This window comes from Candidatus Methylomirabilis sp. (genome assembly GCF_028716865.1).
GTDB lineage: Bacteria > Methylomirabilota > Methylomirabilia > Methylomirabilales > Methylomirabilaceae > Methylomirabilis.
Genome location: NZ_JAQUOY010000013.1, coordinates 1 through 16,359 on the forward strand (window position 1 = coordinate 1; position 16,359 = coordinate 16,359).

Annotated in this window: 17 protein-coding genes and 2 pseudogenes; 9 read left to right on the forward strand and 10 right to left on the reverse strand. The window is 58.8% G+C overall.

What is annotated here, in order from left to right:
• The 4 genes and pseudogenes from PHV01_RS06570 to tatC form a co-directional block, all read left to right on the forward strand.
• Positions 1 to 147, forward strand: a pseudogene (locus tag PHV01_RS06570) (inorganic phosphate transporter); the annotation flags it as partial.
• A 49-nt stretch (positions 148 to 196) separates the two neighbouring features.
• Positions 197 to 829 (forward strand): DedA family protein, encoded by a 633-nt coding sequence (locus tag PHV01_RS06575; RefSeq protein ID WP_337290357.1) that lies wholly within the window; start codon positions 197 to 199, stop codon positions 827 to 829.
• A 90-nt stretch (positions 830 to 919) separates the two neighbouring features.
• Positions 920 to 1,207 (forward strand): twin-arginine translocase TatA/TatE family subunit, encoded by a 288-nt coding sequence (tatA, locus tag PHV01_RS06580; RefSeq protein WP_337290358.1) that lies wholly within the window; start codon positions 920 to 922, stop codon positions 1,205 to 1,207.
• The gene (tatC, locus tag PHV01_RS06585) at positions 1,200 to 2,000 is read left to right on the forward strand and encodes a twin-arginine translocase subunit TatC (RefSeq protein ID WP_337290359.1); all 801 of its coding nucleotides are present in this window, start codon (positions 1,200 to 1,202) and stop codon (positions 1,998 to 2,000) included. The genes tatA and tatC overlap by 8 nt, the downstream gene beginning before the upstream one ends.
• A gap of 151 nt (positions 2,001 to 2,151) precedes the next feature.
• Here tatC and phoU read toward each other — a convergent pair whose 3' ends face one another.
• The 8 genes from phoU to PHV01_RS06625 form a co-directional block, all read right to left on the reverse strand.
• A complete protein-coding gene (gene phoU / locus PHV01_RS06590) occupies positions 2,152 to 3,510 on the reverse strand; it encodes a phosphate signaling complex protein PhoU (RefSeq protein ID WP_337290360.1) in 1,359 nt (452 codons plus the stop codon).
• 8 nt (positions 3,511 to 3,518) lie between these two features.
• Positions 3,519 to 4,265: a phosphate ABC transporter ATP-binding protein PstB gene (pstB, locus tag PHV01_RS06595; protein ID WP_337290361.1), complete on the reverse strand. Its 747-nt coding sequence runs from the start codon at positions 4,263 to 4,265 to the stop codon at positions 3,519 to 3,521.
• A 113-nt stretch (positions 4,266 to 4,378) separates the two neighbouring features.
• Positions 4,379 to 5,998, reverse strand: a complete 1,620-nt coding sequence (gene pstA, locus PHV01_RS06600) for a phosphate ABC transporter permease PstA (protein WP_337290362.1) — start codon at positions 5,996 to 5,998, stop codon at positions 4,379 to 4,381.
• Complete coding sequence (locus PHV01_RS06605; protein ID WP_337290363.1) at positions 5,995 to 8,265, reverse strand: ABC transporter permease subunit; 2,271 nt, start codon at positions 8,263 to 8,265, stop codon at positions 5,995 to 5,997. Before PHV01_RS06605 ends, pstA begins: the two co-directional genes overlap by 4 nt.
• 19 nt (positions 8,266 to 8,284) lie before the next feature.
• Complete coding sequence (locus tag PHV01_RS06610; protein WP_337290364.1) at positions 8,285 to 9,295, reverse strand: phosphate ABC transporter substrate-binding protein PstS family protein; 1,011 nt, start codon at positions 9,293 to 9,295, stop codon at positions 8,285 to 8,287.
• Between the two features lie 265 nt (positions 9,296 to 9,560).
• Positions 9,561 to 11,054: a porin gene (locus tag PHV01_RS06615; protein ID WP_337290365.1), complete on the reverse strand. Its 1,494-nt coding sequence runs from the start codon at positions 11,052 to 11,054 to the stop codon at positions 9,561 to 9,563.
• Between the two features lie 161 nt (positions 11,055 to 11,215).
• Complete coding sequence (locus PHV01_RS06620) at positions 11,216 to 11,575, reverse strand: STAS domain-containing protein (protein WP_337290366.1); 360 nt, start codon at positions 11,573 to 11,575, stop codon at positions 11,216 to 11,218.
• 22 nt (positions 11,576 to 11,597) lie between these two features.
• The gene (locus tag PHV01_RS06625; RefSeq protein WP_337290367.1) at positions 11,598 to 11,816 is read right to left on the reverse strand and encodes a hypothetical protein; all 219 of its coding nucleotides are present in this window, start codon (positions 11,814 to 11,816) and stop codon (positions 11,598 to 11,600) included.
• 373 nt (positions 11,817 to 12,189) lie between these two features.
• On the opposite strand from PHV01_RS06625, the gene PHV01_RS06630 reads away from it, so the two are divergent.
• From PHV01_RS06630 to PHV01_RS06650, 5 genes and pseudogenes are all read left to right on the forward strand, one after another.
• Positions 12,190 to 12,468, forward strand: coding sequence for a type II toxin-antitoxin system prevent-host-death family antitoxin (locus PHV01_RS06630; RefSeq protein ID WP_337290368.1), 279 nt, complete (start codon positions 12,190 to 12,192; stop codon positions 12,466 to 12,468).
• Complete coding sequence (locus PHV01_RS06635; RefSeq protein ID WP_337290369.1) at positions 12,468 to 12,926, forward strand: type II toxin-antitoxin system VapC family toxin; 459 nt, start codon at positions 12,468 to 12,470, stop codon at positions 12,924 to 12,926. The genes PHV01_RS06630 and PHV01_RS06635 overlap by 1 nt, the downstream gene beginning before the upstream one ends.
• A 9-nt stretch (positions 12,927 to 12,935) precedes the next feature.
• Positions 12,936 to 13,130 (forward strand): annotated as a pseudogene (locus PHV01_RS06640) (type II toxin-antitoxin system RelE/ParE family toxin); the annotation flags it as partial.
• Positions 13,130 to 13,423, forward strand: a complete 294-nt coding sequence (locus PHV01_RS06645; RefSeq protein WP_337290370.1) for a HigA family addiction module antitoxin — start codon at positions 13,130 to 13,132, stop codon at positions 13,421 to 13,423. The pseudogene PHV01_RS06640 and the gene PHV01_RS06645, both read left to right, overlap by 1 nt.
• Positions 13,424 to 14,029: 606 nt before the next feature.
• Complete coding sequence (locus PHV01_RS06650) at positions 14,030 to 14,359, forward strand: YnfA family protein (RefSeq protein ID WP_337290371.1); 330 nt, start codon at positions 14,030 to 14,032, stop codon at positions 14,357 to 14,359.
• Positions 14,360 to 14,681: 322 nt separating this feature from the next.
• Here PHV01_RS06650 and PHV01_RS06655 read toward each other — a convergent pair whose 3' ends face one another.
• Together PHV01_RS06655 and arsB are read right to left on the reverse strand one after the other, a co-directional pair.
• Entirely contained in the window at positions 14,682 to 15,113 is a 432-nt protein-coding gene (locus tag PHV01_RS06655; RefSeq protein ID WP_337290372.1) for an arsenate reductase ArsC, read from the reverse strand.
• A 96-nt stretch (positions 15,114 to 15,209) separates the two neighbouring features.
• A complete protein-coding gene (arsB, locus tag PHV01_RS06660) occupies positions 15,210 to 16,319 on the reverse strand; it encodes an ACR3 family arsenite efflux transporter (protein WP_337290373.1) in 1,110 nt (369 codons plus the stop codon).
• Between the last annotated feature and the right edge of the window lie 40 nt (positions 16,320 to 16,359).

Below are 16,359 nucleotides of genomic sequence, written 5' to 3' on the forward strand. Positions count from 1 at the left end.
TCCGGGGTCGGGGCGACCAGCGGCCTCTCGGCGGTGCGGTGGGGGGTGGCCAGACAGATCGTCTGGGCCTGGATCCTCACCATTCCCCTCTCTGCTGCCATCGCCGCTGTCTCATTTGCCCTGATCAGACTCTACTTCCGTTTCTAGATTTGTCGTGGCGTGGACCGAATATCCCTGACCTGATGTTGAGCATGGTATGTTCGGACTCTCTCCGCAAGAACTGCAAGCCTTCATGGCCCCCTATGTGGCCCACTGGGGATACCTGTTCATCGGCGTAGCGGTCATGCTCGGCAACATTGGGTTGCCGGTTCCTGAGGAGACGATCTTATTGGTCGGGGGCTATCTTGCGGCGAAGGGGATGCTGAGCCTCTGGGGGCTGATCCCGACGGCGATTGTCAGCGCCACCGGGGGGGATAGTCTTGGGTATTGGCTTGGGAGCCGGGCTGGGCGACGCCTCCTCCTGCAGTATGGAGCGGCCTTGGGGGTGACGCGCCAGCGACTCTTCGCGGCTGAGCAGTTTTTCGGGCGATACGGTCCCTGGACGGTCTTCCTGGCCCGCTTCATCGGTGGCCTTAGGTTCATGGCGGGGCCCCTGGCGGGGGCATTCCGCATGCCATTCCCTCGCTTCTTCCGCTACAATCTAGCTGGGGCGGTAGTCTACTGCACGGCGATCGTCTGCATTGCGTATTTTTCGGCCCCTTTCTTCGATCGGGTCGTTCACCTTGTTGCTATGGCACACTGGGTTTTGGCCCTCTTTGTGTTTTTGATGGCACTAGGCTTCGTTGGCTGGCTCCTTTGGGGCTCGAAGGTCCAGCAGGGCAAGGGGTGAGTGGACTGGGGCTTGACTTTGCTGGGGGTCAAGCGTAGGCTGAGTTGCGGGATAGGGATGGGTCGTCAACGTTCGTAAGGAGTTCTCGCGATGTTCGGACTTGGGATGCAGGAGCTGATCGTTATTTTTGTCATTGCGCTCTTGGTCTTTGGCCCTGGTAAACTGCCGGAGCTTGGTCGGTCACTGGGTCGGGCCATGGCGGAATTCAGGCGGGCCTCTGAAGAGCTGAAGGAAGGGTTGACTGCCGAGCTATCGACCGAGGAGGAAAAGGCAAACGCGCCGACGCGCGAAGAGCAGCAGGCCGCTAAGGTCGAAACGCCTCCGGCCGTAGGCCAGGAGGACAAGCCGAAGGGAACGCACGAGACGCGGAATGTCTGATGAGAAGATGTCGTTCTTCTCCCACCTGGAGGAGCTTCGACGGCGGATTCTCATCTCGCTGGTCGCTATCGGGATCGGCTTCGCGCTCACGTTCAACTATTCCGAGACGCTCCTCCGATATCTCAAGCGCCCCCTGACGACCGACCTGGTTTTCTCCCGGACCTACCCCTTCCTGCGATCTACTCCGCGTCCGGGTCCCCCTCTCGACTTGATCTTCCTGGCGCCTGCCGAGGCCTTCTGGATGCACATGAAGATCGCCTTCGTGGCCGGCCTAATGCTCGTCTTGCCGGTCGTCCTCTATCAGATTTGGAAATTCGTTGCACCAGGTCTGCTCCCTCACGAGAAGCGGTATGCCCTCCCATTCGTCGTGCTGGCCACGGTCTTCTTTATTGTTGGCCTGCTGTTCTGTTTCTACTTTGTTCTTCCGTTCGCCCTGAACTTCCTCCTGACCTACAAAACGGAAAACCTGAAGCCGATGATCTCCATCGGCAACTATGTGGACTTTACCACAAAATTTCTGTTGGCCTTCGGCTTGGTCTTTGAGCTCCCGTTAGTCATTGGGATTGCGGCCAAGATGGGACTGGTCACACCGCAGTTCCTGTCCAAGAACCGGAAGTACGCGATCCTGATCAACTTCACGATTGCCGCCATCCTTACCCCCACACCGGACGTCTTCAACCAGACGCTGATGGCGTTACCGATGTGTTTGCTCTACGAGATTGGGATTCTGGCCGCCCGCATCCTGGTCAAGAAACCGGCAATCACCTCGCAGGAGGCGACGGAAGGAGTCTAAGACGCTGGAGGTTCCAAGTTCGACGCGATACTGTTCACTTTAGCCGTTCGTGGTGAGCCTGTCGAACCACAATTACTCTTCGACAAGCCCAAGGGTGAACGGTTGGGAGGGCCTAAGTGAACAGCATTGAGATTAAACGAGTGGTTCCGACTTACGAATGTTTGAGGACGATCGACTCCACGACGTCAGCGACATCCTCGCAGTGGTCGGTCACTGCTTCCAGCAGTTCGTAAATCTCCTTCCACTTGGTCACCTCGAGGATCGGTCGCTCTCCCTGGAACAAGTCGGCGATGGCGCGCCGATACAGATCATCTGCCGCGTTTTCCAATCGATTGATTTCTACGCAGATCTCCTCCACCCCGGCGAATCCTGGCAGGTCCCCAATCGCCTTCACGATCTGCTCGGCCGATGCCATAATGAGAGCCACCATTTCGCGGGATTCCGGCGTGGGCTGTTCGATCTTGTAGAGCACCATCCGGGAGGCCGTTGCTTCGATGAAGTCCACGACATTATCGAGGGCTGACGTCAGCGCATGGAGGTTCTGCCGGTCGAGGAACGGAATGAAGGTCTGGTTCAGCTTCTTCATGATGCGGTGGGTGATTGCGTCTCCCTCATGCTCAGCTTCCCTGACCTCTCGCCACTTTCCCGCGGGATCGGTGTAATCCTCGAACATGACCTGTAGAGACTTTGCGGCCCGGAGGAGATTGTGCGCGGCGGATTTGATCAGGTCGAGAAACTCCCGCTCTTCCGGAATCAGCCTGTGGGCCGCGAGGGCTGCTTCTCGATCAACTCCTGGAATTTCTGGTGAGATACCGGCCGGGTGCCTTAAGCCCTTTCGTATTTCTTTGTCGCCACGCTCCCGGATATCCTCACCCCGAACGATATAGACGACATCCTCTGCGATATTGGTCGCATGATCGGCGATCCGTTCGAGATAGCGTGAGATGAGTACCAGATCCAAGGCTCTAGGGACCGTTGTAGGGTCAGTAATCATGAAGTTGAGAAGCTCTCTGAAGACCTGGTCCCGCAGAAGATCGACGGGATCGTCCGATTCGATGACGATCCTGGCTAACTCCGCATCCCGCGCTACGAAGGCATCCAGACTTTTCTTCACCATCTCTTGACAGAGTTGGGCCATCCGCGGGATATCGATAAGAGGCTTCAGGGTTGGCTGTCTGATGAGCGACATGGTCGCCTGCGTGATATTGACCGCCAGGTCACCGATTCGCTCGATGTCGCTGTTGATCTTGATGGCTGCCGCGATGAAACGGAGGTCGCCGGCCATCGGCTGCTGAAGGGCCAGCAAGGTGAAGCAGCGCTGATCAGTTTCGATGCATCGCTGATCCATCTCTTCCTCGTGGGCGAAGACCTCCTGTACCAACGCCTCGCTCCGATCCATCAACGCCTTGACGCTCTTGACGATCATCGTCTCGGCCAGACTTCCCATCGCCAACAGGTGTTCTCTCAGTTCCTGTAGTTGCTCATCGAAATGTCGATGCATGGTTTTCATCTGTTGTCCTAGCCGAATCGGCCTGTAATGTAGTCCTCCGTTTGTTGCCTGGAGGGTTTGACGAAGAGTTGCCTGGTGAGATCATACTCGATCAACTGGCCGAGGTACAGGAAGGCAGTGTAATCCGAGACCCGGGCCGCCTGCTGCATATTGTGCGTGACGATCACGATCGTGTACTGTAGCTTCAGGTCGGCTATCAGCTCTTCGATCTTTCCCGTTGCAATCGGATCCAGCGCGGAGCATGGTTCGTCCATCAAGAGGACCTCCGGTTCGACGGCAATGGCCCTGGCGATGCACAGCCGCTGCTGTTGTCCCCCTGACAGGCTGAGCGCGCTGCTGCGCAGGCGATCCTGGACCTCGTTCCAAAGGGCGGCTGCCCGCAGACTCCTTTCCACGATCTCGTCCAGCGACGACTGTCCGCGCATTCCGAGGATCCGCGGCCCATAGGCGACGTTGTCATAGATCGTCTTCGGGAAGGGGTTCGATTTCTGGAACACCATGCCTACGCGTTGGCGGAGTTCCGTGATTTCCAGGGCCGGGTCATGGATGTCGAGTCCGCCGATCCGGATGGTCCCGCTGACCGTTACCCCGTCGATGAGGTCGTTCATGCGGTTCAGACATCGCAGCAGGGTCGTCTTCCCGCACCCCGATGGCCCGATGAAGGCCGTGACCTGATGCTTGGGGATATCGAGGCTGATATCCTGGATGGCGAGCTTCTCGCCGTACTTGAGGGTCAACTTTCTGATTTCGATCATCGGCTCCGTTGTCATCGTCGGTGTTCACAGTCCAATTGAAATCTCATGGCTCCGTACCATTCCCACCAGGCACCGCCCACCGCTTTCTATATCATAGGGCATTTTCTCTATCTCTAGAACGCCGAAGATGCGTATTTTTTTCGCAGACGGTTCCTGATCAGGATCGTTGCCAGGTTCAGGATCAGGACGACCAGGAGAAGGAGGAGCACGGTGGTGTAGACCATCGGCCTGGCGGCGTCCACATTGGGCGATTGAAACCCGACATCGTAGATATGAAATCCAAGGTGCATGAACTTGCGTTCCAGATGTACGAACGGCCAGACGCCATCGATCGGAAGAGACGGGGCGAGCTTGACCACCCCGGTAATCATGAGCGGCGCGACCTCCCCGGCCGCCCGAGCCATGGCCAGAATGAGTCCCGTGAGGACCGAGGGCATGACCGTCGGCAGGACGACCCGCCAAGTCGTCTCGAACTTCGTGGCGCCCAGCGCTAGCGAGGCCTCACGCATCCCCGGCGGGATAGCCGCAAGCCCCTCCTCTGTGGCCACGATGACGACTGGGACGGTCAGAAGGGCCAGGGTCAACGAGGCCCATAAGATCCCTCCTGTTCCGAAGGTCGGGGTCGGGAGCGCCTCAGGATAGAAGAGCCGGTCGATACTTCCCCCGACCAAGTAGATGAAAAAGCCGAGACCAAAGACCCCAAAGACGATGGACGGGACGCCGGCCAGATTATTCACGGCGATCCTGACCGTACTGACCAACACCCCCTGTTTCGCGTACTCTCGAAGGTAGAATGCGGCCAGCACGCCCAGCGGGGCGACGAGAAGGCTCATGATCATCACCATCATCACCGTGCCGAATATGGCGGGGAAGACGCCACCCTCGGTGTTCGACTCCCTAGGATCGCCGGAGATGAACTCCCAGAGCCTGGACAGATAGACGCCGCTCTTGGACCACACCCCCATCGAGTTCGGTCGGATGATTCGCACAATCTGCTGAAGCGGCAGTTCCGTCTCCTTGTCGCCGATGACCGAAACGATGAGCGTCTGTTGGGAGTGGTGGCGGACCGTGGCGAGCCTCGCCTCCTGTTCGCGGTACTTGGCTGCCCAACCCTCCATCTCCTTATCGAGTCGTGCTGTTTCTGAACCTCCCTCTTGTCCTGAGAGTTGAAGCTTCTTGAGCTTGAGGCGGATCTTCTCTTGGGCATAATTGATCGCCCCGATCTCCTTTTTCTCGATCTGCCTGATCTCCTGAAACGTCGATGTCGCATTCGGGAGAAGGCCCTGAAGAGTGGTCCAGGCCGCCTCAGGCCCAGCAGTTACGGCGCGCTCGTTATCCCGAACCTCTTTGATAAAACCGTAGAGATTGCCCCACTCCCGTCGCTCGATGAGGACAGCCTCCGCAGGGAAGTCGCGGCGAGCGATCGTGGCCTCCTCGACCCAGACGAAGTCGGCGCCGTACAGGTCACGATTGCCGACCTTGACCTGAATCCGGTAGCGCGGGGCGGTCCCAGGAGATGCGTCTGGTTGCGGGATCGCCTCCCGTTGCGTCACCTGGCCTAATAGCTCCTTGCCATCCGACAGTATCAGGCGCACAATCGGCGACGGCCAAAAGAAGCCCAGCCCGTTGAGCAGCACCAAGAGGACGAGCCCGGCCACCATGAGCAGGCTGAGGGCTAATGCGCCTCCAGTGAGCCAGATGAATGGATCGCCGCTCTTCCAGAAGCGCTTCATAGGGAACGATACCTCTGCCGGAGCTTCAAGCGAACCAGCTCGGCCAGGGTGTTCACGATGAATGTCATCACGAAGAGCAGGAGGGCTGCCAGGAAGAGAATTCGGAAGAGCGTCCCGCCCTCAGGCGCCTCGGGAAGCTCCACGGCGATGTTGGCCGAGAGGGCCCGAAAACCGTTGAAGATGCTCCAGTCCATCACCGGCGTATTTCCCGTGGCCATCAGGACGATCATTGTCTCGCCCACCGCCCGTCCGAAGCCGATCATGATGGCGGAGAAGATCCCAGGGCTTGCCGTCGGCAGGACGACCCTCAGCGCGGTCTGCCACCGGGTGGCGCCAAGCGCGAGCGAACCGGCCACAAGGTGTTGAGGCACGTTGGAGAGCGAATCCTCGGCAATGGTAAAAATAATCGGGATGACGGCGAAGCCCATGGCGATGCCGACAACCAGGGAGTTTCGTTGATCATAGGTGAGTCCGAGGACATGTAAGAGCCAGCCTCGATAGTCGCCTGACAGCAACAGGCGCTCGACCGCCCCACCGAGTTGGAAGGAGATCCAGCCTCCGAGGATCACGATCGGGATGAGCAGGGCGACCTCGGTACCCGCCTTGACACGACTGCGGATGCCGATGGGAACGAATCGCCAGCACAAGACGGCGATCAGAATGAGGAGTGTGGTCACGATCGGCATGAGGAAGAGACCTGGAACGACCTTTTCGACAAGGGGCGCAAGCCATAGGCCTGCCAGGAAGCCCAGGACGACGCTCGGAAGCGCAGCCATGATCTCTACGGTCGGCTTCACGATCCCCCTGAGCATCGGGTGCATGAACTGGGAGGTGTATAGAGCGCCCAGGAGCGCCAGCGGGATTGCGAAGAGCAGTGCGTAGAAGGTCCCTTTGATCGTCCCGAAGATGAGCGGGGTGAGGCTAAACTTTGCCTCAAAATCGTCGGTTCCTCCAGTGGACTGCCAGACATAGGCCGGCGCAGGGTACCCTTCGTACCAGACCTTCCCGAATAGGTTCCCCCAACTGATCTCGGGGTGGGGGTTCTCCACGGTCCAGTGTGAGAGGCCCCCCTTCGCATCAATCGTCATGACGCCGTCGGCTTTGGGGGCGAAGGTGACCGCGCTCAGTCCCACATCTGCAGCCTTGAGCGTCAGCAAGGTCTTCCCCGTGGTGCCATAGTGGATGCGGATGATGCCGGAGGCATCCGCCGTCACAAACCCCTTATCGCGGCGGGACGGAGCGAAGGCGACGACGGGTCCCGTGTGGGCCAGAAAGTCATGGACCTTCGCCAAGCGCTGCTCTGTGCCATCCGCCTGCACGAGTTGCCAGGAACTGATGCCGCCCATCGCATCACCTATCACCAGTGTGCGGTCCCCGATCAGGAACCCCATCGTGCTCACGCCGATCCCTGGTCGGATCGTAGCGGGGACAACGCCGACAACCTTTGGGTCGTTTGGGTCTCGGAGGTCTACCCTGATGACTTGGCCGGACGAGGTACCGGCGAACAGGTTCTCGCCGCGGCCATCGAGGAGGATCTGAGTGATCTCTCCCTCGATCGGTAGAGTGAGACGCTCACGTGACTCCTCCTTCGTGGACGGACCGATCAGGGCCTTCATCTCTTTGATGGTGACGAGAATGATAGCTTTTGGACCGACGACAGCCGCTGTTACGGGTCCGTTTGGGGTGGAGGCGTAGGCGAGCCTAGCGACCGGGTGCCGCTCCGGATCGACCGCGATCGGATCGCCGGCCGTGAGCTCAGCCTCGACGCGGCGCTTTCCTTCCGGGAAGGTGACCGAGAATCTGACCTCAGCGGGGATCGCACGCCCATCCGAGAGTCCCAGTACAAACGGGCCTCGTCCTAATCCTGATACCCCGACGACCGTCGCGTCGCGCAGCCCCTGGAGCCGATTGGATGTCAGTAACGTTCCGTCTTTGGCGGACACGAACTGTACGCCGGAGGCGGTCACTACGTACACGATCTCGCGGTATTCGTCCACCCCGACCGCGAGCGGGGCCGAATCGAGCGTCGTGGTAATCGCCCCAAGCGGTACTGCCGTCGGCCTTCTGAAGAGGGGATAGACCTCGGCGGCAATGACAAACAGGATGGCCAGAATGGAGACGATGATCGCCGCCCCCCCGAGCGTGACGACCCAACGGGCCAGGCGATCCAGCAGGAGACGCCGCGTGATCTTTTGGTGCGGGACAGTAAACGGGCGAGCCGCCTGCAGTGGCTCGCCCGGTACGATAGCCTTGGTGCTGTCCTTCATGGAGATGCTCAGTGAGCCATTAGAGCGCCTTACTCAGCTCTTCCTTGGCTACGGAGTTCGGGATCGGAAAGAATCCATCCTTGATCACGACCTCCTGCCCCTCCTTCGAGAGTACAAGCCTGATGAACTCACTGGTGAGGGGGTCAAGGCGCTTACCAGGCGCGCGATTGACGTAGATGAACAGGAACCGTGACAGGGGGTACTTCCCGGAATAGGCGTTGGCTGCGGTGGCCTCGACACACGTACCGCCTTCTTTCTCGGCCAGTGGAACGGCCCGCACGCCGGCGGTGGTGTAGCCGATGCCACTATAGCCCATGGCGTAGCGGTCAACGGCCACCCCCTGGACGACAGAGGCCGAGCCGGGCTGCTCCTTTAACTGATCCTTGTAGTCGCCGTTCTTCAGCGCGTGCTCCTTGAAGAATCCGTACGTCCCGGAGGCCGAGTTCCGACCAAACAGGCTGATCGGACGGTTGGCCCAGTCACCGGTCAAGCCGAGCTGCCCCCAGGTTTTGAGGTCTTCCTTGTGGCCGTAGCGCCTGGACTTGGAAAAGATGGCATCTACTTGGGCGATTGACAGGCACTTGATCGGGTTGTCCATATTCACAAATACGGCCAGGGCGTCCACGGCAGTGCGGAGCTCGGTCGGCTTGTGGCCGAACTTCTTTTCAAAGGCATCGATCTCGGTTCCTTTCATGGGCCGAGACATGGGACCGAGCTGAGCGGTGCCGGAGATCAGCGCCGGCGGAGCCGTGGAGGAGCCTTTCCCCTCGATCTGGATCTTCACATTGGGGTAAAACTTGTTGAGCGTTTCGGCCCAGAACGTCATAAGATTGTTCAAGGTGTCCGATCCGACACTCGAAAGATTGCCCGAGACGCCGCTGACCGCCTTGTAGGTCGGGAGTGCCGGATCTACCTTCAGGACCTCAGCCACGGCGAGCGCAGACCAGAGCAAGATCGCACACACTATCTCTGAAAGCAGCAGTAAAAAAGTATAACCTCTTCTCCATTTGCCGTTCTCTTGCCTTAGCATTGTTGGCCTCCTTTTTCAAAAGGTTATCAGATGAAGTATAACGATCACGTTACATCTATGTTACGGATATGTTACATGTTGGCAGCATGCACAACCGGAGATTGTTGGCCCCAGATCGGCTCATCGCCACCATGATTGGAGGGAGGGCTACAATCAGGGGCAGCGATGAGCCTCCAGGGCAACGTACACAGCCTGCTCAAATGCAGCGCGGTACCTCAAATCTGCAGCGCTCGTCGCGAGTGAAACTTGTCATCAAATCTACCGTTTAGAACTGGATCTGCACCTCAGCAATCCCCTCGTGAACCAACTCGCCGTGCGTGCTATTGCTTACCCCGATGGTATTCCGACCCGGCCGGACATCGGTGAGGAGGTAGTTGGCTCGCAGTCGGACACTGGGGTTGACATACCAGTTCAGCCCGAGGGTGCCGGAGCGCATCTCCATTGGCCGCTCCTTGGTGGCCGAGGCGGGTGCCGTATAGGTGCCTGTGTTGTCATCGACCCGCAGGTGCTCGTAGCGGCCGATGGCCAGTAGGCCACTGCGCTTATTACCGAAGATCCAGTAGCCGATCGACCCGTAGCCACCCTGCATGATGAGGTTGTCGAGATTGCTGCCGCCAGCGCCCAAGGCGTCACGCTCCTGAGAGGCGTAGGCATACTCCCCTTTGATGATGAATGGATAGAAGTCGAAGACGAGGTCGCCGCCACCCGTGACGCGGTTCCCATTGATCAGGAAGCCGTTCTGCGACGTGCCGGCCCCGTCGCCCCCCAATTTCCAGCCGGTCGCCTGGATCGGATCGAAGCGATGAAACGAGGTACCGGTGACGGGCGTCGTCACACCGTTTGCCTCGGTTGCCCCTTTCCCGTTCACCATCCTGAAGGTGCGGTGATCGGCGTTCAGCCCGATGGTGAGATTGCCGAAGGGCATAGGAGGCGACAAGGTCAATCGCCCGGCGAACGCCTTATCGCCGTCGTTGTCGATTCCCCCAGGGCACTGATCGATCCGGCCGCAGCCGTTATAGATCGAGGCCCCATAGTAGACAGGCATGGTGGCGAGTTTCAGCGTGCCCTCGACAGTGGCGCCAAGCTGCTGCTCCGGGGACAGCGCTCTGGAGATAACCGCTCGCTCGGCGAAGTCCAGGTCCGAAGAGGAGGTGAGCATCTCGAGGCCGAACCGAGGCTTGTGCTGCCCGACGACGACTTTCGCCCACGGGGCGTACGTGTAGCTGCCCCAGCCCTCTTCGAGCCGCGCAGCACCGGTGATATCAGGCTGGATATGGAAGTTAAAGTCATTGAAGAGTTGGCCGGTCACGAGCAACCGAACGCGGCGCTCCCTGAAGGTGCTCGGGTTGTGTCGAGCGATACCTGCTACCTTGTCTGCAGCGCTATAGTCCTCTTCCTTTCGCGACCCTTCAACTTGCATCCAGGTCTGGAGGTACCCGCCCAGGTTCAGTCGGAACTGGCCATCGGCTGATTTCAGGTAGAACCCCTTCCCCGGGTCATATCCGGTGAGCAGTGACGAGGCGGCGGCCTCGGCGGCCTTCTTCTCCACCTCCATCACGCGCCTGTCCGTGTCTGTCTGTTGCGCAGTCCGATCCTGTCGCAACCGGTTCATCTCCTGCTGCAACTGCTGCAGCGACTGCTGCTGCGCCTCAAATGCCTGCTCGATCTCCGTAAGCTTGTCGGCCCACGCCCCTACCGGGGCGAGCAGCAAGGCGCTGCCTAAGACGACACCACGAACCCACCACCTTCTTTGAGCCATGATTCTCCTCTCTGTGCGTTGTTCGGTTAATCACTGCGCTCCCGAGTGCAGAGCGCTTTGTTGATGCGGGGCGCTGCATTGATCTCGCCCCGGTCCCCTGCATGGGGTGATGCTGGCCGTTGCGGCCCGTGGATGCGCTACACTTATGGTGCTCATTAAGTTCAGGCTGATCGCTTCAGGGGCAGGTCCGGCATCTGTGAGAAACTGCTTTCAAGGTCGTGGTACAACGCGTAGACCTGAAGGAAGGGATTCCAATCGAATTGCGCCCGAAGTTTGTCTTGAAGAGCGCACAGCCGGAGGGTGCCGTCCTGTGCCTTGACCTCTTGGCGGATAGCGCCCAGGACGCCCAGCTCCGGGATGCCGAGCTCGTCAAGTCCGGTCAGGTTGATGACGACTTTCACGCCGTGGCGCCGCAGCAACGGCAAGAGGACTCGGCGTAACCTTGCCTCCTCGTTGTCCAGCGCCTTCCCATCAAGCTTGATGAGCAGACTCCCTTTGCGCTCCTTGATCCGGTATCGCATACTCCACTCCTCTTCGTTATGGTTACGCCGCCCGTCGTTCCCCGCCCATTGGTCGAATGCTGATGCGCAGTGCCTGCTCTTCCCTGTTGTACGAGATTCGTTCGATGGTTCCATCGATGGGGCTCAGCACAAATTGATCATCGAAATATGGAGAGAGACCCAACAGGTAGCCCCTCTTTACCTCGCCCTTTGTGATCAGCCGGTTGTAAGAACTCGCATCAACCTTTAACGTAATCAACATGTCATCCTCCTTTTTGCTGGCATCCTAACCGTGACTTGTTACAACCGTATGAAGGATCGATGACACGGGAGTAAATTTGAGGCTTTTTCGGTGAGTATCTCAGTGAGGCTGGAAAGAGGATCAAGGTCAGATACTTGGCGGAGATTCTCGATAATAGCGAGGGTAATAACGTGGATTCCAGCGAAGAGGCGTAGGTCGGGTTAGCGTAGCGTAACCCGACAACCCGGCTACACTAGGCTCAGGATATCGAAGCCGTCTGGCCGCTCGCTATTTCCAGAGAGGCAAGGTCTATTCTTGGGGAGCACTTTACCGTTGACCGCAACTGTATTTCACAGTAACGTAGTAATGTCACTACGTCGATAGCGAGGTCTGGATGCGGATAGGATTGCGAGAAGCCAACCAGCAGTTCTCAAAAGCCATCAAGGCGGTCAAGACCGGGGAAGAGGTGGTGCTGACCGAACGCGGGAAACCTATCGCCGTAATCAGGCCGTTGGGGCAACCGGGTGCCGCTGAGGCGGAGGTTCGACACCTGGAAGCGGCAGGGCTGTTACACGCGGCGTCCAAGCGCCGGCCTCTCCCCCCCTGCGCGCCACGGCCCTTGAAGGGCCCGCCGATCTCCCGCACGCTTCGTGACGAACGAGACGAATCCTGATGCCTGTGCCGTGGGCGTACTTCGACACCAGCGTCCTGCTCAAACGGTATATCCGTGAAGCGGGTTCGGCGCAGGCGCGCGCCACGCTGCGCCGTCATCGCTTCCTCTCCTCGGCTATTGCTCCGGTTGAGGCGATATCAGCGCTGTGTCGACGGCGTGCATCGGGTGAACTGGCCGAACAGGATCTGACCGTGATTCTCTCTCGCATGCGGCAGGATCGCAGTTATTGGGAACTTGTCGCAGTGACTCCGCTGGTCCTCACCCATGCCGAGGAGCTTATTCGGACGACGGGGGTCAAAACGCTCGATGCCCTCCATCTGGTCTCAGCCCTGGCCTTTCAGACGATGTCTGGAATTCGGATTCCCTTTATCACGGCAGATATACGCCAGCGGGACGCGGCGAGCCAACTCGATCTCACAGTGATGTGGATTGGATCGACTCAGCCACACGCCAATTAAGGGCATGCCCGGCTGCGGATGCTGTTAGTGGCCCTGGATACAGCTCTGAATATCGAGGACATGAACATTCCTGGGTTTCGTTTACACCCTCTGAAGGGATCAGAGCGCGGTCGGTGGTCGGTGTGGGTCAACGGTAACTGGCGCGTAACCTTCGCATTCAAAGACGGACACGCCCACGTCTTGGATTATGAGGATTATCACTGATGGCTATGCACAATCCACCCCATCCCGGAGAGTTCATCACTCAGGTCTATCTGGAGCCGAATCACCTGAGCGGCCGGGAGCTGGCTGCAAAGCTCGGTGTGGCACCTTCGACATTGCATCGTATTCTGGTGGGCTCCAGCCGTGTCAGTCCGGAAATGGCGCTGCGGCTCTCCAAGGCCCTTGGGCGTTCTCCCGAGAGCTGGCTTGCTATGCAGAACAACCATGATCTTTGGCAAGCGAAACAGCGCCTCAAACTCGGCAATGTTGGTAAGGTGCGGCTCACGGCGGCCTAACCCGCCGCTTAAGCCGACGGAAAACTTTTGTGGTGGATCATTCCGTTTTCTGATAGCGACTCAGCGACACAACGTTCGACTTGAAAGGTGGACCGGCCAAGATTGACGCAGAGCAGAGCAATGATGGCAAACGCGTGAGATCGACGAGGGGCGGTGCCGAGCGCGGATCATCATGTGTCGCAAAGCCACCAGGCGCGAGAGAGGGCAGTATGGCAAGTGAGGAGATGAGAAAAGAATACGACTTTTCGAAGGGTGTTCGGAGCAAGTCCAGGACGACGGCAGCTTTACGGGTGGGAGTCCAGCGATTTACTCTTCGGGTCGACTCGGTCATTCGTCACCTCCTGGTTGAGTCGCCCCAGTTTGTCACAAGCGATGTCTACTCCTCAAGGGGGTCAGTATATTCGTCGTGAAGACATGAAAAAGATGATCCTCGCAACCCGGGGCAAGGTATTCACACTCAAGACGCTTAATCAACTCATCGAACATACAAAGCTTAAGGATTTCAAGACCAGGTAACATGCAATTCGAGCGGCATGGCAGGAAGGTGCTGCATCTGGCCGCCAATCCGCTGCGCTTCATCGCAGCAGGTGAGCTTTCCTTCGGCATATGGAGTTACTGCGATCTCTTGGGCTGTTTGTATTGACGGCGGTGGCAGAAATAGTCGGCTGTTACCTGCCATTCCTTTGGCTTCGAAAGGGAGTGTCGCCATGGGTCCTCGCTCCGGCTGCAGTCAGTCTGGCCGTCTTCGCCTGGTTGCTGACTCTCCATCCCACTGCGGCAGGGCGCGTTTATGCTGCATACGGCGGAGTCTATGTGAGCGTCGCGATCCTTTGGCTTTGGGCCGTGGATTCTGTTCGGCCGAACACAACTGACATCGTCGGAATTGCCCTTTGCCTATCCGGAATGCTGGTGATCATGTGGGGTGCCAATGTCTGACTTGGCACTGGAGCGACCGCACGCATCTTTGCGGAAGCCGGGTGTGTACGCCGCTCAGCCTTGGTATGAGGTGCTAGGGCACAGGTCAGTGGTGTCTAGGGGAATTATCTCTACGACCGAGCGCGATGCAGACTGCACTCCCGTGATGTGCGCTTCGTCGCTCCCCTGAATAACCTGTCGTCTTCCTCTCAGCCGATAGCTCACTCCGGATAGCTCGTCGCATAGCCCATCTGCTGATCAGGTGGCTCTTACTTTGCGCCACCTCTCAGTTCCCATGCCCCCAACTACCGGTGGGGACAAGAGGGAATTCGATGACGCCAGGCTACGAGGAGGATTTCTCTTGATCGACGAGCCAGTCGCGAAGCTTGGCGTGGATTTCATCGCGAACGCGACGGAATGTCCTTAACTTGTCTTCATCTGTGCCGGTGGCCTGAGAGGGATCGTCGAAGCTCCAGTGGAGGCGGGTCGTCTTTCCTGGAAAGATCGGACAACATTCGTTGGCGTTGTCGCAGACTGTGATCACATAGTCCCATGATTGGCCGAGGAAGGCGTCGATGGTTTTGGAGGAATGTCCGGTCAGGTCGATGCCGATCTCCTGCATGGCCTGGATCGCAAGCGGGTGAACGCGTGTGGCCTCGGTTCCGGCGCTGGCGACGTCGAAATGATCTCCCGCAAGCGCGCGAAGGAGACCTTCGGCCATCTGGCTCCTGGCCGAGTTGTGTGTGCAGAGAAACAGGACGCGCAATCTGGTCATAGAGCTCCTCTCAGCGTGGAATGCTGACCGTAGATCGCTGGATACTATCCGGAAGAGTTCCCAAATATGGTGAAGCAGAGATCGTGCTGAACATGGTCAGGCCCGCCTGCCGATTGGCCGCCTGGCCGATTCGACGACCGGGACCGCCGTGGGCTCGGTAAACCAATGGCGTGTACGATTACAGACCGAGCATACCGAGAGCATGACCGGCACCTCGACGAGGACCCCGACCACCGTGGCCAATGTCGCGCCGGAGGTGAGGCCAAAGAGCGAGATGGCGGTGGCGACGGCCAGCTCAAAGAAGTTACTGGCGCCGATCAGCGCGCCGGGAGCCGCGACCGAGTGGGGGACGCGGAACCGCCACGCTAACCCGTACGCCAATCCCGAGTTGAAGTAGACCTGGATGAGCAGGGGGATCGCGATGAGCACGATGTGCGACAGCTTCCCCAGGATCACCTCCCCCTGGAAGGCGAAGATGATGAGGAGGGTGGCCAGGAGCGCCACAATAGTGACCGGCTTGAGCCGTGCAAGAAAGACTCCCTCGAACCACGTGGGGCCATTGGTCCGGAGGAGCGCCGCGCGGGAGGCAGCCCCGGCAGCGAGCGGAATAACAATGTACAGGATCACCGAGTACAGCAGTACGTCGTACGGCACCGTGATGTTCGAGACGCCCAGGAGAAAGATCACGATGGGCGCAAAGGCGAAGAGCATGATGAGGTCGTTCAACGCCACCTGGACCAGTGTGTATGCCGAGTCGCCGTCAGTCAGATAGCTCCAGACAAAGACCATGGCCGTACACGGGGCAGCCGCTAGGATGATCGTTCCCGCGAGGTACTGATCCCCGAGCGCGGGACCGATAATCCCGGCAAAGAGATGCTTGAAGAAGAGCCAGCCGAGGAAGGCCATGCTAAAAGGCTTGACCAGCCAGTTCACGAACAGGACGATCAGGATTCCCTTCGGTCGACGCCCGACGTCCCGGAGTGCCGCGAAATCGATCCGCAACATCATCGGATAGATCATCAACCAGATCAGGATCGCGACCGGGAGGTTGACGTGACGCACCTCCATCCGGCTTAAGGCACCCACCAGTCCAGGGCTGACCTTACCGATGGCGACGCCCGTCACGATACAGAGCGCCACCCAGACAGAGAGGTAACGCTCAAAGATGTTCAGCCGCGTTGCAACTGTGATGCCCTGCTTGCTCATATTGTCTTCCCGCTATCCCATCAAGATTCATTGATGAGTC

Excerpts from the sequence above, each read along its gene's own strand:
- PHV01_RS06575 (WP_337290357.1), top strand. The coding sequence starts at position 197 with ATGTTCGGACTCTCTCCGCAAGAACTGCAAGCCTTCATGGCCCCCTAT.
- tatA (WP_337290358.1), top strand. The coding sequence starts at position 920 with ATGTTCGGACTTGGGATGCAGGAGCTGATCGTTATTTTTGTCATTGCG.
- tatC (WP_337290359.1), top strand. The coding sequence starts at position 1,200 with ATGTCTGATGAGAAGATGTCGTTCTTCTCCCACCTGGAGGAGCTTCGA.
- phoU (WP_337290360.1), bottom strand. The coding sequence starts at position 3,510 with ATGAAAACCATGCATCGACATTTCGATGAGCAACTACAGGAACTGAGA.
- pstB (WP_337290361.1), bottom strand. The coding sequence starts at position 4,265 with ATGATCGAAATCAGAAAGTTGACCCTCAAGTACGGCGAGAAGCTCGCC.
- pstA (WP_337290362.1), bottom strand. The coding sequence starts at position 5,998 with ATGAAGCGCTTCTGGAAGAGCGGCGATCCATTCATCTGGCTCACTGGA.
- PHV01_RS06605 (WP_337290363.1), bottom strand. The coding sequence starts at position 8,265 with ATGAAGGACAGCACCAAGGCTATCGTACCGGGCGAGCCACTGCAGGCG.
- PHV01_RS06610 (WP_337290364.1), bottom strand. The coding sequence starts at position 9,295 with ATGCTAAGGCAAGAGAACGGCAAATGGAGAAGAGGTTATACTTTTTTA.
- PHV01_RS06615 (WP_337290365.1), bottom strand. The coding sequence starts at position 11,054 with ATGGCTCAAAGAAGGTGGTGGGTTCGTGGTGTCGTCTTAGGCAGCGCC.
- PHV01_RS06620 (WP_337290366.1), bottom strand. The coding sequence starts at position 11,575 with ATGCGATACCGGATCAAGGAGCGCAAAGGGAGTCTGCTCATCAAGCTT.
- PHV01_RS06625 (WP_337290367.1), bottom strand. The coding sequence starts at position 11,816 with ATGTTGATTACGTTAAAGGTTGATGCGAGTTCTTACAACCGGCTGATC.
- PHV01_RS06630 (WP_337290368.1), top strand. The coding sequence starts at position 12,190 with ATGCGGATAGGATTGCGAGAAGCCAACCAGCAGTTCTCAAAAGCCATC.
- PHV01_RS06635 (WP_337290369.1), top strand. The coding sequence starts at position 12,468 with ATGCCTGTGCCGTGGGCGTACTTCGACACCAGCGTCCTGCTCAAACGG.
- PHV01_RS06645 (WP_337290370.1), top strand. The coding sequence starts at position 13,130 with ATGGCTATGCACAATCCACCCCATCCCGGAGAGTTCATCACTCAGGTC.
- PHV01_RS06650 (WP_337290371.1), top strand. The coding sequence starts at position 14,030 with ATGGAGTTACTGCGATCTCTTGGGCTGTTTGTATTGACGGCGGTGGCA.
- PHV01_RS06655 (WP_337290372.1), bottom strand. The coding sequence starts at position 15,113 with ATGACCAGATTGCGCGTCCTGTTTCTCTGCACACACAACTCGGCCAGG.
- arsB (WP_337290373.1), bottom strand. The coding sequence starts at position 16,319 with ATGAGCAAGCAGGGCATCACAGTTGCAACGCGGCTGAACATCTTTGAG.